The following is a 14,813-nucleotide window of genomic DNA, read 5'->3' on the forward strand; positions in this document are numbered from 1 at the left end:
GGTTGCGGTTTCCGAACCGTTCCCCGCGAAAGCGGCCTCATCCCGCGTTGCAACCGGACGAAGCCATAGCGCTGACGCGCAACAACATCCTCGAACGCAACCCCTTCGCGCCTCCGCGCCTTCGCGTGACCCCCCCTTCCTTCTTCTGCTTTGCGGTTTAAGACGACACCCATGACCCCTTACCTGGACCTGATGCAGCGCGCCCTTACGCAAGGCGTTCCGACCGACGACCGGACCGGCGTGGGTACGCGGTCGGTGTTCGGGCATCAGATGCGCTTCGACCTGTCGGCGAGCTTTCCGGTGCTGACGACCAAGAAGCTGCACCTGCGGTCGATCATCATCGAGTTGCTGTGGTTTCTGCGCGGCGACACCAATGTACGCTGGTTGCAGGAGCAGCGGGTCAGCATCTGGGACGAATGGGCCGATGCCAACGGCGATCTCGGCCCGGTCTATGGCAAGCAATGGCGCGACTGGGAAACGAGCGACGGGCGGCATATCGACCAGATCGCCGAGCTGATCCACACCATCCGCACCAATCCCGCCTCGCGCCGGCAGATCGTGACCGCGTGGAATCCGGGTGAGTTGCAGGCGATGGCGCTCAGCCCATGCCACTGCCTGTTCCAGACCTATGTCGCGAACGGCAAGCTGTCGTTGCAGCTGTATCAGCGCAGCGCCGACATCTTTCTGGGCGTGCCGTTCAATATCGCCAGCTATGCGCTGCTGACGCACATGCTCGCGCAGCAATGCGATCTGGAAGTCGGCGAGTTCATCTGGACCGGCGGCGATTGCCACCTGTACGAGAACCATCTGGAACAGGCGCGCGAGCAGCTGACCCGCACGCCGGGACCGCTGCCCCGGCTGGAGATCGTGCGGAAGCCGGACGCGATCGACGGCTACCAACTCGAGGATTTCGTGCTGCACGATTATGTCGCGCAGCCGCATATCAAGGCGGCGGTGGCGATATGATCGACGCGATCCTCGCACGCGCCGACAATGGTGTGATCGGCGTCGATGGGGGGTTGCCATGGCACCTGCCCGCCGACCTCAAGCGGTTCAAGGCGCTGACCATGGGTCGGGCGATGGTCATGGGGCGCAAGACGTTCGAGAGCTTTCCGGCACCGCTGCCCGGCCGCCGGCATATCGTGCTGACCCGCGATCGCGACTGGCGGGCGGAGGGTGCCGAGGTCGCGCATGACGCCAACGCGGCGCTGGCGCTGGCCGGACCCGATGCGGCGGTGATCGGCGGCGCGGAAATCATTGCGCTGTTACTGCCGCGGATCGAGCGGGTCGAACTGACCGAGGTCCATGCCGCACCAACCGGCGATGCAGTGGTGCCGCCCTTCACCGGCTGGCACGAAGCGTGGCGCGAGGATCACAGTGCGGACGGAGATCGTCCGGCGTACAGCTTCGTCACGTTGCTCCGCGCCGCCCCCAACCGCTAAGGGACGGATCGGCACCGAACCCGGTGCCGCGGGGGCTAAATGACGGATGCGTAAGGCGGTTTGGTGGGGCGTCGCGTTGCTGGCGGTTCTGGCGGCTGCCTTCTTCTCGCTGGCGCCGGGCATCGTCGAGCGATCGATGAACAAGGTCGAGCCTTCGGCGGCGCTGGCCAAGCGAATGGCTACGCCGCCGCGCCCCGGCTTTGCCGCGCCGATCGTCGACCTGCATGCCGATACGCTGCTGTGGTCGCGCGACCTGCTGACGCGGGCGACGCGGGGGCAGGTCGACCTGCCGCGATTGCAGGAGGGCGATGTCGCGCTCCAGATTTTCTCGTCGGTGACGAAGACGCCGCGCGGGCAGAATTACGAGGCGAATGACGGCGCCAGCGACAACATCACCCCGCTGGTGATCGCACAGTTGCAGCCGGTGCGGACCTGGGGATCGTTGCTCAACCGGTCGCTATGGCACGCCACCCGGTTGCGGCGGGCGGCGCGGGCATCAGGCGGGCAGTTGCGGGTGGTGACCAGTCCAGCCGAACTCGACGCGCTGCTGGCGGCGCGGGCGGTTGGCGGACCGGTGCGGCCGGTCGGGGGCATGTTGTCGATCGAGGGGCTGAACGGGCTGGACGGCGACCTGAGCAATCTCGACCGGCTGTATCGCAGCGGGTTTCGGATGGCCGGCCTCACCCATTTCTACGACAACGAGGTCGCCGGATCGATGCATGGCCGGGCCAAGCGCGGCCTGACCCCGTTCGGGCGGCAGGTCGTCGCGCGGATGGAGGCGATGGGCATGATCGTCGACGTCGCCCATGCCAGCCATGCCGCGCTGGCCGATGTGCTGGCGGTGGCAAAGCGGCCGGTGGTGTCGAGCCATGGCGGGGTGCAGGCAACGTGCCGGGTCAATCGCAACCTGACCGATGCCGAGGTGCGGGGCATTGCGCGCACCGGCGGGATCGTCGGCATCGGATACTGGCCGGGCGCGGTGTGTTCGACCGATCCGGCCGCGATCGCCCGCGCCATCGTCCATGTCCGCGACGTCGCCGGGATCGATCATGTCGCGCTGGGGTCCGATTTCGACGGGGCGGTGACGACCGGGTTCGATACCGCGTGGGTCGCGCTGGTCGCCGAGGCGCTGCGAGCGCAGGGGCTGAACGAGGGCGCGATCGCCAAGGTCATAGGCGGCAACGCGTTGCGGGTGCTGCGCGCGGGCATGCAGCCCCTTTCGTCGGCGCGCGCCGGACGCTAGGGGGCGGCGATGCAGCGTCTCGACGGAGGCGCGGCGATTCCGGCGGCGATGCGCGGGGGGATCGTCGCGCTCGGCAATTTCGACGGGTTCCATGCCGGGCACCAGGCGGTGGTCGCCCGCGTCGTCGCGCGCGCGCGCGCCGAAGGGCGGCCGGCGATCGTCGCGACGTTCGACCCGCATCCGCGCCGCTATTTCCAGCCACATCTACCGCCGTTGCGGCTGACCAATCTCGACCAGCGCGAGCGGTTGTTCGGCGAGGCCGGGGCCGACGCCATGCTGGTGTTCCACTTCGATGCGGCGCTGGCCGGACTGTCGGCGGAGGCGTTCGCGGCCGATCGACTGGCCGAAATGGTCGGGGCGGCGGGGGTGGTGACCGGCACCGACTTCACCTTCGGCAAGGGGCGTAGCGGCGATGTCGCGACGCTCGCGGCACTGGGCGAGCGATACGGCTTCGTGGCGGAGACGGTCGCGCCGGTCGGGGACGGGACGGCGGTGGTGTCGTCGTCGCGCATCCGCGATGCGCTTCGCGAAGGGCGTCCGCGTGAGGCGGCGGCGATGCTGACCCGGCCGTTCGCGGTCGAGGGCGTGGTCGAGCGGGGCGCGCAGCTGGGGCGGCAACTTGGGTATCCGACGGCGAACCTGTCGATGGGCAAGTATCTGCGGCCGGCCTACGGCATCTATGCGGTGACCGGGCGGTTGAGCGATGGCCGGGTGCTGAAGGGTGCGGCGAATCTGGGCATCCGGCCGACGATCGAGGGCGAGCCGATCGAGTTGCTCGAACCGTACTTCTTTGATTTTTCGGGCGATCTGTACGGGCAGACGATCGAAGTCGCGTTGATCGACTATCTGCGGGCGGAGGCGAAGTTCGAGTCGCTCGATGCGCTCAAGGTGCAGATGGCGTTGGATTGCGAACGCGCGCGGGCGATGCTGGGGTAGCGGCGGAAGTTGGCGAAGTTGACACGGTTCGTGGGTTGCTTCGGGCTGTTCGTTTCTATGTTTTCAGTAGCTTGGCGGGTTGGGTTGTCACTTTCGGGCGCGGAAGTTGGTGCCGGTGGCGTTTAGAAGAAGAAGTTGGTTCACGCGGAGGCGCGGAGGCGCGGAGGGGTTGCGTTCCGGGCGAGCGAGTCCGCGCCAGCGGCCTTGATCAGCGTTGCAGCGGGAGCAGCGTCTACCGGTCGCGGGCGAGTGCCGCAGACGGGACGTCCTCCGCGCCTCTGCGCGAACCAATCTTCTTCTTTCTGCCGATGCGGCAGCGATATCGACGATGCAAAGAACCTCGCCATCCTGATCGGTCGCCCGCGTGTAGGAAAGCGTCCCTTCGCGCCGCTATCAGCCGCTGGCGTAGCGGCGCGGCTTGGGCTAATCGCGGGCATTCCTATGACCGATACGCCCCAACCACCGCGCGACTGGCGCGACACCGTCTTCCTGCCGAAGACCGACTTCCCGATGAAGGCGGGCCTTGCCGCCAAGGAACCGGCGATCCTCGATCGCTGGGCGCGGATCGGGCTGTACGAGCGGCTGCGCGCCGAACGCGCGGGGCGCGAACGCTTCCTGCTGCACGACGGCCCGCCCTACGCCAATGGCGACATCCATATGGGCCATGCGATGAACAAGGTGCTGAAGGACATCGTCGTCCGCACCCAGTCGCTGATGGGCAAGGATGCGCCGTACATCCCCGGCTGGGATTGTCACGGCCTGCCGATCGAATGGAAGATCGAGGAGGCGTATCGCGCCAAGAAGCGCAACAAGGACGAGGTGCCCCCGGCCGAGTTCCGCGCCGAATGCCGCGCCTATGCCGCCAAATGGGTCGATGTGCAGAAGGGCCAGTTCCAGCGGCTGGGCATCATGGGCGACTGGGAAGACCCCTATCTGACCATGAAGTTCGACGCCGAGGCGACCATCGCCGAGGAATTGTTGAAGTTCGCGATGAGCGGGCAACTCTATCGCGGGGCCAAGCCGGTGATGTGGTCGCCGGTCGAAAAGACCGCGCTGGCCGAGGCCGAGGTCGAATATGAGGATGTCGTGTCGACGCAGATCGACGTGGCGTTCGAGATTGTGGACGCGCCGAATGCGCCCGAACTGGTCGGCGCGCATGCGGTGATCTGGACGACCACGCCGTGGACGATCCCGGTCAATCAGGCTTTGGCCTATGGGCCGGACGTCGAGTATGTTTTGCTTCCGGCCAACGGAAAGCGCTACTTGGTTGCGCAACGGCTGGCGCAGCAGTTCGCTGACCGTGCCAATCTTGGATACTCTGATGTAACGGAGTTCTTCGATAAGTTTATCGAAGAGCGTGGCCAGTTCATTCGAGGCGCGGACCTTGCCGGCACAACCGCCCGTCACCCGATGCACGCACGCGGCGGGTTCTTTGCCAAGCCGCGTCCGCTGCTGCCGGGCGACTTCGTGACGACCGATGCCGGTACCGGCCTCGTCCATATGGCCCCCGATCATGGCGAGGACGATTTCGAGCTGTGCAAGGCCCACGGCATCGAACCGGTCTTCGCGGTGCAGGGCGATGGGCGGTATCGCGACGACTGGGCGTGGCTGGGCGGCGAAGGCAGCGTCATCAACCCGAAATTCGTTGCCGCCGGGCGTGGCGGCAAGCTGGAGGAAGGGCCGATCTGTCGCGACCTGCGCGAAGCGGGTGCGCTGCTGGCGGCGTCGGACGACTTTGCGCACAGCTATCCGCATAGCTGGCGGTCGAAGGCGAAGGTGATTTTCCGCGCCACGCCGCAGTGGTTCATTCCGATGGACCGGCCGACCCAGAACGTCGCCCCAGCGCAGGCTGGGGCATCCGTCGGAGGCGCGGGCGATCCGATCCTGGCGAGCGTCGGGCTGGAGGGGCTTGAGACCCCAGCCTTCGCTGGGGTGACGCCTGCTTCGTCGAACGGTGCGACGCTCCGCGAGATCGCTATGGATGCGATCGAACGGACGCGGTTCGTGCCGGAGAAGGGGCGCAACCGGATCGGGGCGATGGTGTCGGGGCGGCCGGACTGGGTCATCAGCCGGCAGCGGGCGTGGGGCGTGCCGATCGCGTTGTATGTGAACCGGGCGACCGGCGACTATCTGCGCGACGAGGCGGTCAATGCGCGCATTCTGGCAGCGTTCCGTGAGGGCGGGGCCGATGCGTGGTATGCGGCCGATCATCAGGCGCTGCTGGGGCTGGATTACGCGCTGGCCGACTATGAAGTCGTGACCGACATTCTCGACGTGTGGTTCGATTCGGGCTGCACCCATGTCTTCACCATCGAGAAGCGCTTCGGCGAGGGCACCCGCGCCAACCTGTATCTCGAAGGGTCGGACCAGCATCGTGGCTGGTTCCAGTCGTCGTTGCTCGAAAGCTGCGGGACGCGGGGGCAGGCGCCGTATGAGGCGGTGCTGACGCACGGCTTCGCGCTCGACGGCAATGGCCGGAAAATGTCGAAATCGCTCGGCAATGTCGTCGATCCGCTGAAGGTGATCGGCGAATCGGGTGCGGACATCCTGCGGCTGTGGGTCGCGCAGACCGATTATTTCGAGGATGTGCGGATCGGCAAGGAAGTGCTGGCCGGCACCGGCGATACCTATCGCAAGCTGCGCAACACGTTCCGGTACATGCTGGGCGCGCTCGATGGGTATAGCGAAGACGAGCGGGTGCCGGTGGCGGAGATGCCAGGGCTGGAACGCTATGTCCTGCACCTGCTGGGGCAGTTGGACACCGAATTGCGCTCGGCAGCCGAGGCGTTCGAGTTCAATCGCTATGCCCGCGCGTTGACCGATTTCGCGAACGAGGATCTGTCGGCGTTCTTCTTCGATATCCGCAAGGATTCGCTCTATTGCGATGCGGAGGACGACGTGCGGCGGCGGGCGTATCGGACGGTGCTCAACGTGCTGTTCCACGCGCTGGTCCGCTACGCCGCGCCGATCCTGGCGTTCACCGCCGAGGAAGTTTGGCAGGCGCGCTTCCCGAGTGAAGATGGGTCGGTGCATCTGCTCGAATGGCCCGAAGTGCCGCAGTTGCCCGCCGACCAGCCGCTCGGCACCGAATGGGCCGATGTGCGCCGGCTGCGGCAACAGGTGACCGAGGCGATCGAGCCGCTGCGTCGCGCCAAGACGGTGCGATCGAGCCTTGAGGCCGAAGTAACGGTGCCGACGCTGCCGCTGCCGGCCGACGAACTGGCCGAGTTGTTCATCGTGGCGAAAGTCGCCGCGGGCGATGGCGAGATCGCGGTGACCCGGACCGAGGAAGCCAAGTGTGGCCGTTGCTGGCGGCATCTGCCCGATGTGGCGGCGGACGGCGATCTGTGCGGACGGTGCGCGGAGGTGGTGGCGTGATGCGGAGGATGGCGATCATCATCGCGCTGGTCGTCTTCGCGATCGACCAGTTGGTGAAATACTGGGTCACCGGGCCGATGGGCATCGATTATCCGGGTGCCGAGCTGAACGTGCTGCCGATCTTCACGCTGCGCTTCGTGCAGAATTTCGGCGTGTCGCTGGGGCTGTTGCAGGCGGGCAGCGAGACCGCGCGCTGGGCGCTGGTCGGCATGACCGCGCTGATCGCGACCGGGGTGGCGGTGTGGATCCGGCGCGAGACGCAGAAGCCCGAGCTGATCGGGCTGGGGCTGGTGCTCGGCGGGGCGCTGGGCAATATCGTCGACCGGGTACGCTTCGGCTATGTCGTCGATTATGCCGACCTGCATGTTTTCGGCTACAGCCTGTTTCTGGTATTCAACATCGCCGATGCGGCGATTTCGATCGGCGTCGTGATCCTGCTCGTCCGGGCATTGTTCACGCCCAAGCCGAAGACCGACGTTCCTGTGGAGAAGGCCAATGCGTAAGTTCATCATTCTCGGCAGCCTGGGCCTGATCCTTGCCGGGTGTCAGGGCAACGCCCTCAACCGGTCGCGCCCCGACGAATTCGCGGTCGCGCGGCAGGCACCGCTGGTGATCCCGCCCGATTATTCGCTGGTGCCGCCGCAGCCGGGTGCTGCGCGCCCGCAGGATACCGCCGCCTCGACGCAGGCGATGCAGGCGCTGTTCGGCGGCCCGGCCCCACGCAGCGCGACCGAGCGGCTGACGCTGGAACAGGCGGGCAATGCCGACGCCGATACCGGTATCCGTTCGGGCGTGGCCGATCCGGGGACCAACGTCGTCGACAAGGGCGCGACGACGCGCGACATCATCGCGGCACCGGCGGGCGATGGGCAGACCGCGCGGACGACCACGCCGTAAGGTTGGGGTTTGGGTTAGCGAAAAGGCCGGTCGCCCGAGATGGGTGGCCGGCCTTTTCGTTTGAGTGGCGTTGGGTCTTGCGCCTCAACCCAACCCCCTCCCCGTTCGCTTCGAGCGGAGGTTCGAGCCTGTCGAGAACCGATGTCGAGAAGGCGGTGCCCCAAGCGACCCCGTTCTCGACTGCCGCTTCTCGACAAGCTCGAAGCTGCTCGAACCAAACGGGGAAGGCGTGACGTCAGGCCCGCACCGTTCGTGCTGAGTAGGGGCTGAGCTTGTCGAAAACCCGTATCGAAGCACCCTTGGCGGTCCTTCGATACGCCCTTTCGACCGGCTCAATGGCTACTCAGGACGAACGGATTCGTGGCAGATCAACCGTCCTCAGAACGCCGCGGTGAGCGATACAACCACCGTGCTCGCCGCGATCGGGCTGCCGTTGGTAGTCTTGCTGAAGTTCGGCTGGATATAGGTCGAATCGGCGCGCGAAATGTCGGTGTCGACATAGGCGACGCCCAGCGTCAGGTTCTTGTAGGTATAGTCGGCGCCGATCAGCCAGTCCCAATATTTGCCGGTGGGGGCAAGGCTGGTGCCGTTCGGGCCGAGGCCGGGATTGCCGTCCGAATAGCCGATATGCGCCTTCAGCGTGACCGGGGTTTCGGGAATGCCGGCGGCGGCGTCGCCCGACAGGTACAGGTTCTTCTGGCGGCTGCCGTCGCCCGCGACCAGCGGCGTGGCGGAGGCGGTGAAGTAGCCGAGCGAGGTCTGCTTGGGCGCGTAGAATACGCCCGCGGTCAGCGTCGCGGGACCGGCGGTGCCCGACAGCTTGCCATAGAATTCGACGACGTCGGTTTCGTCGGCACCACCCGGATAGGTGTACCAGGTGACGCCGGCGTCGACGGTCGCGGTGCCGAAGGTCTTCTTGTAGCCCGCGATCAGATCGAGTTCGAGGTTCGCGCCGCCGAACGTGCCCCAGCCGGCGAGGTTCGAACCCCAGGTGCCGATATATACGCCGCTTTCATGGGCGATGGTGATGCCGCCCTGCACGGCGACGTTCTTGTCGCTCTGCGACACGCCGCGGAAACGATAGTCGGAGGCGACGGTCGCGCTGCCGCTGATCGTGATCGGTTCGGGCGGTGCGGTTTCTTCCTGCGCAAATGCAGGCATCGCGGTGGTGGCGGCCAGGACAACGGCCGGAAGGAAGGTCGAGAATCGCATCGTAAACCCTTTCTAGGTTCCGTGGTGATTCTCCTGCGTTCGAACGCCGCCGCGATTCGGTGGACCTTGCCGGCCCGTGCGGTCTGACGCTCTGCGACCGAATATGTCCCAGCGTACCGCGCTGCACAATCGGAATTGCGCACCGTCCGGATACGAGACGCCCGCTGTTGCGCGATCGCAACAGCGGGCGTTTGTGAGAAACTCGTCTGGTCGGGTTTCGGTGCTTACGCGCGGATGGCGAGGATCGCGTCGATCTCAACGACGGCGCCGAGCGGCAGGACCGGCACGCCGACCGCGCTGCGGGCGTGGCGGCCGGCATCGCCGAACAGCTCGACCATCAGTTCCGATGCGCCGTTGGCGACCTTCGGCTGGTCGGTGAAGCTGCCCGCCGAATTGACGAACACGCCAAGCTTCACGACGCGCTCGATGCGGTCGAGGCTGCCCAGCGCCTTTTCGGCCTGTGCGAGGATCATCAGCGCGCACTTCTGCGCGGCGCTGGTCGCATAGGCGAGGTCGCGGTCTTCGCCGGCGCGGCCGGTCATCAGATTGCCGTCCTCGAACGGCAGTTGCCCCGACAGGTGGAGCAGCCCACCGCCCTCTACCGCCGGGACATAGGCGGCGACCGGGGCGGCGGCGGCGGGGAGCGAAAGGCCGCGTTCGGCCAGCTTTGCGGGGATGTCATATGCCATAGGTGCGTTCCTTTTCGTTGATCGGGGACGAGGTCAAGCCTGTGCGCCGCGCCCTTCGGCGAAGCGGGCCTCGATCCAGCCCTGCGCCTCCACCCAGTCGTCGATGCGGGCATGGGCGGCGGGTGCGGGGGCGACATGGACGGCGAGGTCGGGTTCGGACACCATGTGCAGCCGGAACACCTCCGGCACGGTGTCGGCGACCGACTGGTGATGGACCGCCAGGTCGTCGACGAACACGGTGACGCTGGGCGCATATTCGGCGACCAGCCGCGCGACCGGCGGGCCCTTACCCCCCTGATTGCATTCGACGCGGTGGACGATGCCGTGGCTCGCCAGCTGATCGATGCGGTGGGTGCGGCAATGATCCTGCAAATTGGTGAGCACGACGATATCGGCCTGTTCGGCAAGCGCCGCCAGCGCCTCGCGCGCATGCGGGACCAGGGTCTGCCGGGCCATTTCGCCGGGAAAGAAGCCGTCGAGCATCGTCCACATCTCTTCGCGTTCCAGCACGCTGCCATCGGCGCGGGTCATGGCGTTGGCGAAGTCGCCGCCCTGCATCCGGAAATCGATCTGATGCGCCTCCCCCAGCCAGGTGCCGAAATGGCGGACCATGTGCAGCAGGACTTCGTCGCAATCGGTGATGAGCAGGGGTTTCATGCAGTCTCCAGTTCGGCGCGGGCCTGTACCAACGCCGCGGGCGGCACATCCAGCGCATCGGCACAGGCCAACAGATCGGGTTCATGGGCTTCGAGATGGGCGAGCACCTGCGCAAGGAACGCCGGCTGCCCGGCCCGCGCGCGCAGGTCGGCAGGGTCGATGCCGGTCAGCGCGAGGAAGCGCGAGGCCCGGGTCTCGTCGCCGATAATCCAGCCAAGTGCCTGTAAAGCCAATGTTGCTGCGTCTCTGTTTGTCTCATGCTGCCGCATCGCCTACACCGTCCCCACGATCACCAAAGGATGCAACGCGCGTGGCAAAAAGGGTACTCGTTGTCGAGGACAACGAACTGAACCTGAAGCTGTTCTGCGACCTGCTGGGCGCGCATGGCTATGACACCGAACCGGTCCGCGACGGGCGCGAGGCGGTGACGCGGGCGCGAGGCTTCCTGCCCGACCTGATCATCACCGATATCCAGTTGCCGCATATGACCGGGCTGGAACTCATCACGATGCTGAAAGGCGATACGCGGCTCAGGACGATCCCGATCATGGCGGTCACCGCCTATTCGGGGCGCGACGACGAAGACCGGGTGCGCGCCGCCGGCGCCAATGCCTATGTGACGAAGCCGATTTCGGTGGTACGGTTCATCGGCGAGGTGCGCGGGTTGCTGCCGGTGGATGGGGAGGCGTAGGCCCCGTCATCTCTACAGATAGGACCGTTCATGCTGAGTAGGGGCTGAGCGCAGTCGAAGACCCGTATCGAAGCATCTGTGGCGGTCCTTCGATACGCCATTTCGACAAGCTCAATGGCTACGCAGGACGAACGGATCGGCGTCAAGTCAGCACGGTCCAGGTTCGTCGGCCCTGCTGCAACCGGTTCGCTTCGGGTTGGCCGAAAATGGCGTATCGAACAACGGCGTTCTCGACGGACGCTTCTCGACAGGCTCGAAGCTGCTCGAACCGAACGGATTGCCGGGAGGTGCTATTGCAACTCGACGCGTGCGACCAGCATCGTCAGCAGCGCCGACAGCGCGGCGACGACCCACAGCGCCGCCAGCCCCAGCCAGTTCCAGCCCAGTGCGCCAAGCGTCACGCCTGCAACGAAACCCAACCACAACAGCACATCGCGACGCAGCCCGGGGGCCGAGCGATCGCCGAGCAGGCGGCGGGCGAGGCGCTGGCCGATGCGGACCAGCGTGCCGGTCATGTAGGTCAGGCCGATCCGCACTTCGCCATCGGGGGCGACCACTCCGTTCTGCGCGCCCATCGCGCCGGCCAGCATCAGCATGGCGAGGGTCAACGGCGCAAAGGCGGCCATCGCCGCGCCGATCGCCAGCATCAGCGTGACGAGGCCCATCACCGCCTCCGCCCGCCGTCCCTGCCCCAGCCGCTCGGCAGCAGCCGCCCCGGCAATGGTGCCGAGCATCGCGCCGGCGACGAACGACAGCACCAGCGCGGCGGCGGTCGCGGCGGCATAGTCCCAGCCATGAGCAAGACCGACACCGAAGCGGGTCGAATTGCCGCTCATGAACGAGGCGAAGAAGCCGCCAAGGCCGCTGAACGCCAGCGCATCGACGGTGCCGGCGAGGGCGGCCAACAGGACGGTGGTCAGCGTGGCGGCGGAGGACAGGCGTCGCATGGCAATCCTTTGCCCGATCGGGCGGTGGTGCGGCAAGCTATCGCTCGCCACTGACCCTGCGGTACGTTAGCGAGACGCCATGGTTCCTTCTCCGCAGGCGCTGGGGCAGATGCTCGGGGCGCTCGACATGATCGGTATCGCGGTGTTCGCCGGCTCGGGCGCGCTGGCGGCGACACGGGCGGCGCAGACCTTCGTCACCGCCGCCCTCTTCGCGCTCGTCACCGGGGTCGGGGGCGGGACGGTGCGCGACCTGCTGATCGGGGCGCCGGTCTTCTGGGTGCACGGGTCGCCGGTCGCAGCGATCTGTATCGGGATGGCGCTGCTGGTGTGGTTCACCCCCGAACGCTGGTGGCATGACAAGGCGCTCGACTGGCTCGATGCAGCGGGGCTGGCGGCGTACGGCGTGTTCGGCGCGGCCAAGGCGCTGACCTATGGCGTACCGCCGCTCCAGGCGGCGGTGATGGGTGTGCTGACCGCGTGTGTCGGCGGCATCCTGCGCGACGTGCTGGCCGGGGTGCCGTCGATCCTGATGCGGCCGGAACTGTATGTGACGGCGGCGGCGCTCGCGGCGGGGCTGCATGTGATACTGGTGGCGTGCGGCCTGCCGCCGTTCGTCGCGGCGCTGCCGGCGGCGACGGCGGGATTCGCGCTGCGCGGGGCGGCGATCCGGTTCCGGATCGCGCTGCCGGCGTATCGGGGGAAGCGATAGGGGATTGCCAGCGGAACGGCGTTCGTGGGGACGGTGCCCTCCGTATTGGTTGCCGCCACTATTCTCCTCCCATCCTCCCCATCCGTTTGCTTCGAGCGGAGGTTCGAGCCTGTCGAGAACCGCAGTCGAGAAGGGGGTGCTCCGAGCGACCGCGTTCTCGACAGACGCTTCTCGACACGCTCGAAGCTGCTCGAACTGAACGGGAATATAACGATCTAGCTTGCCTGCTTCCTAAACATCCAGCTTCTCATAATCCGCCGGCGGGGGCACGCCTTCCATCCGCTCGGCCAGCAGCGGGCGGAAACTCGGCCGGCTTTTCATGCCCACATACCAGCGCTTGGCGAGGTCGTGCGTCTTGAAGTCGATCCCGCCCAGATAGTCGGCGATCGAGATTTGCGCCGCCGCCGCCAGATCGGCGAGGCTCATCGTTGCCCCGCCGATCCACTGCCGATGGTCGAGCAGGTAATCGATATAGTCGAGATGCTCGACCGCCGCCTTCATCGCCTCGCGCAGCACCCGCGTATCCGGCGTCTGGCGATGGACGATGCGCTTCTCCATCCGCTCCATCAGCAGCGGGCCGGTGATTTCGCGATAGAATTGGGTGTCGAACCACGTCACCAGCCGCCGCTGTTCGGCGCGATCGGCGGCGCTGCCGTTCAGCATCGCCGGCTTGTCGCCCGTCTCTTCGATATATTCGCAGATCGCCATCGAATCGATCAGCCGGATGCCCGCCTGTTCGTCGATCATCACCGGCGTCTGTCCGGCCGGATTGAGGTGCAGGAACTCGTCGCGGCGCGTCCATGGCGATTCGCGCACGGGCTGATAGCCGATGCTCTTTTCCGCCAGCAGCAGACGGACCTTGCGCGAGAAGGGACATAACGGGAATTGCAGGAGCTGCCACATGGCTTCGTGTTAGGCGGCACGGCGGCGACGCGGAAGGGGATTCGTTTGGGATTGCTGATTGCTCTGGTCTGGCTGGCCGCCGCGATCCTGCTTGCCGACCGCTCGCACCGGCCAGTCGTCCATGCGGTCGTGGTCGTCTGTGCCGGGATCGCCGGCACCACCCTGCCCGATCTCGACCTGCTGCTGCCGATCGGTCATCGCAGCGGCCTGACCCACTCGCTGCTGCCGCTGATGCTCGCGCTGTGCGCCCGTCACTGGCGCCCGGTGATGGCGGGTCTGGCGATCGGCATCGGCCTGCACCTCGCCGCCGATGCCTTTCCCAATGCGATGCGCGGCTTCGCGACGGTCAAGCTGCCGGGCGTCGGGTCGCTGGGCGTTTCGGCCTCGTACGCATGGCTGGGCGTGCAGGCGGTGGTGGCGACGATTGTCGGGGCGGTCCTGCTCGCGGCGACGTTGCCGACCGGGCTGGCCGTCCTGACCGCGGCGATGCTGACGGCGATCGGCATCGCCTATCTGTTCGTTACCGATGGCGGCTGGTGGGCGCTCGCCTGCTACACCGCGTTCGGCTGGATCGCGATCACGCATAGTCGACGCCGCACCGTTTCTTGATCTAGATCAATAATATTGGCGACACGCCGCCCGATTTCTTTTCCGCGGAAGTATACGATCTGGAAACCACTGACGCGTAACAATAACCGCATGGAAGCGACCTTCGATGTTACGGCCGACCCCGTGTCGGGGATGTTGCGGATCACCATGGGCGGGTTCTTCGCGCCGGGGGATATTGCGCGCTTCACCGCCGCGATCGGCGACGGGTTGGCCCGGTTGAAGACCGCGCCCAACCAGCACCGGACGCTGGTCGACATCCGGCACATGGACATTCAGGCAGGCGAGGCGGTCGCCGAGTTCCAGCGCATCCTCGCCAATCCGCGTACCGCATCGCCCTGTATCGCGTTCGTGGTCGCCAAGTCGCTGGCGGCGATGCAGGTTCGTCGCGCCGCATCGAGCCGCGCCGCCTGCTATTTCGACACGGTCGAGGCAGCCGAGACATGGCTGCTCGCGATCGACCTGGGCACGACGCCGCGACGATCGGCCGGCTGACCGTCGCG

At 66.6% G+C, this 14,813-nt stretch carries 17 protein-coding genes; 11 read left to right on the forward strand and 6 right to left on the reverse strand.

From position 1 onward, the window contains the following. Positions 1 to 171 precede the first annotated feature (171 nt). The 7 genes from ASE59_RS15845 (at position 172) to ASE59_RS15875 (ending at position 7,896) form a co-directional block, all read left to right on the forward strand. Complete coding sequence (locus tag ASE59_RS15845; RefSeq protein ID WP_056458448.1) at positions 172 to 966, forward strand: thymidylate synthase; 795 nt, start codon at positions 172 to 174, stop codon at positions 964 to 966. Then, positions 963 to 1,442 carry a dihydrofolate reductase gene (locus ASE59_RS15850; RefSeq protein WP_056458451.1) on the forward strand — a complete coding sequence of 160 codons (480 nt, stop codon included), beginning with the start codon at positions 963 to 965 and terminating at the stop codon, positions 1,440 to 1,442. The genes ASE59_RS15845 and ASE59_RS15850 overlap by 4 nt, the downstream gene beginning before the upstream one ends. Positions 1,443 to 1,488: 46 nt before the next feature. Beyond that, positions 1,489 to 2,685 carry a dipeptidase gene (locus ASE59_RS15855; protein ID WP_056458454.1) on the forward strand — a complete coding sequence of 399 codons (1,197 nt, stop codon included), beginning with the start codon at positions 1,489 to 1,491 and terminating at the stop codon, positions 2,683 to 2,685. Positions 2,686 to 2,694: 9 nt separating this feature from the next. After that, positions 2,695 to 3,621 carry a bifunctional riboflavin kinase/FAD synthetase gene (locus tag ASE59_RS15860; RefSeq protein ID WP_056458457.1) on the forward strand — a complete coding sequence of 309 codons (927 nt, stop codon included), beginning with the start codon at positions 2,695 to 2,697 and terminating at the stop codon, positions 3,619 to 3,621. Between the two features lie 441 nt (positions 3,622 to 4,062). Beyond that, on the forward strand, positions 4,063 to 6,999 hold the full coding sequence (ileS, locus tag ASE59_RS15865) for an isoleucine--tRNA ligase (RefSeq protein ID WP_056458460.1): 2,937 nt from the start codon (positions 4,063 to 4,065) through the stop codon (positions 6,997 to 6,999). Continuing rightward, entirely contained in the window at positions 6,999 to 7,502 is a 504-nt protein-coding gene (gene lspA, locus ASE59_RS15870; protein WP_056458463.1) for a signal peptidase II, read from the forward strand. The genes ileS and lspA overlap by 1 nt, the downstream gene beginning before the upstream one ends. Further along, on the forward strand, positions 7,495 to 7,896 hold the full coding sequence (locus ASE59_RS15875) for a DUF3035 domain-containing protein (protein WP_056458466.1): 402 nt from the start codon (positions 7,495 to 7,497) through the stop codon (positions 7,894 to 7,896). The genes lspA and ASE59_RS15875 overlap by 8 nt, the downstream gene beginning before the upstream one ends. Positions 7,897 to 8,274: 378 nt before the next feature. Here the strand turns inward: ASE59_RS15875 and ASE59_RS15880 are convergent, their stop codons facing one another. From ASE59_RS15880 to ASE59_RS15895, 4 genes are all read right to left on the reverse strand, one after another. Next, on the reverse strand, positions 8,275 to 9,108 hold the full coding sequence (locus ASE59_RS15880) for a TorF family putative porin (protein WP_056458469.1): 834 nt from the start codon (positions 9,106 to 9,108) through the stop codon (positions 8,275 to 8,277). A 224-nt stretch (positions 9,109 to 9,332) separates the two neighbouring features. Further along, positions 9,333 to 9,797: a RidA family protein gene (locus tag ASE59_RS15885; protein WP_056458472.1), complete on the reverse strand. Its 465-nt coding sequence runs from the start codon at positions 9,795 to 9,797 to the stop codon at positions 9,333 to 9,335. Positions 9,798 to 9,830: 33 nt separating this feature from the next. Beyond that, entirely contained in the window at positions 9,831 to 10,454 is a 624-nt protein-coding gene (locus ASE59_RS15890; RefSeq protein WP_056458475.1) for a hypothetical protein, read from the reverse strand. Beyond that, on the reverse strand, positions 10,451 to 10,723 hold the full coding sequence (locus ASE59_RS15895; protein ID WP_056458478.1) for a DUF3572 domain-containing protein: 273 nt from the start codon (positions 10,721 to 10,723) through the stop codon (positions 10,451 to 10,453). The genes ASE59_RS15890 and ASE59_RS15895 overlap by 4 nt, the downstream gene beginning before the upstream one ends. Positions 10,724 to 10,764: 41 nt before the next feature. Here ASE59_RS15895 and ASE59_RS15900 point away from each other — a divergent pair, with 41 nt between their 5' ends. Then, positions 10,765 to 11,145, forward strand: coding sequence for a response regulator (locus tag ASE59_RS15900; RefSeq protein WP_056458480.1), 381 nt, complete (start codon positions 10,765 to 10,767; stop codon positions 11,143 to 11,145). Between the two features lie 290 nt (positions 11,146 to 11,435). On the opposite strand, the gene ASE59_RS15905 is transcribed toward ASE59_RS15900, so the two are convergent. Beyond that, the gene (locus ASE59_RS15905) at positions 11,436 to 12,092 is read right to left on the reverse strand and encodes a YoaK family protein (RefSeq protein ID WP_056458483.1); all 657 of its coding nucleotides are present in this window, start codon (positions 12,090 to 12,092) and stop codon (positions 11,436 to 11,438) included. Positions 12,093 to 12,171: 79 nt separating this feature from the next. On the opposite strand from ASE59_RS15905, the gene ASE59_RS15910 reads away from it, so the two are divergent. Beyond that, positions 12,172 to 12,801 (forward strand): trimeric intracellular cation channel family protein, encoded by a 630-nt coding sequence (locus ASE59_RS15910; protein ID WP_056458486.1) that lies wholly within the window; start codon positions 12,172 to 12,174, stop codon positions 12,799 to 12,801. Between the two features lie 231 nt (positions 12,802 to 13,032). Here ASE59_RS15910 and ASE59_RS15915 read toward each other — a convergent pair whose 3' ends face one another. Next, on the reverse strand, positions 13,033 to 13,704 hold the full coding sequence (locus ASE59_RS15915; RefSeq protein WP_056395461.1) for a glutathione S-transferase family protein: 672 nt from the start codon (positions 13,702 to 13,704) through the stop codon (positions 13,033 to 13,035). A 51-nt stretch (positions 13,705 to 13,755) separates the two neighbouring features. On the opposite strand from ASE59_RS15915, the gene ASE59_RS15920 reads away from it, so the two are divergent. Next, positions 13,756 to 14,313 carry a hypothetical protein gene (locus ASE59_RS15920; RefSeq protein ID WP_156360123.1) on the forward strand — a complete coding sequence of 186 codons (558 nt, stop codon included), beginning with the start codon at positions 13,756 to 13,758 and terminating at the stop codon, positions 14,311 to 14,313. A gap of 90 nt (positions 14,314 to 14,403) precedes the next feature. Next, the gene (locus ASE59_RS15925; RefSeq protein ID WP_056458490.1) at positions 14,404 to 14,805 is read left to right on the forward strand and encodes a hypothetical protein; all 402 of its coding nucleotides are present in this window, start codon (positions 14,404 to 14,406) and stop codon (positions 14,803 to 14,805) included. Positions 14,806 to 14,813 lie beyond the last annotated feature (8 nt).

This window comes from Sphingomonas sp. Leaf10 (assembly GCF_001421245.1).
Lineage (GTDB): Bacteria > Pseudomonadota > Alphaproteobacteria > Sphingomonadales > Sphingomonadaceae > Sphingomonas.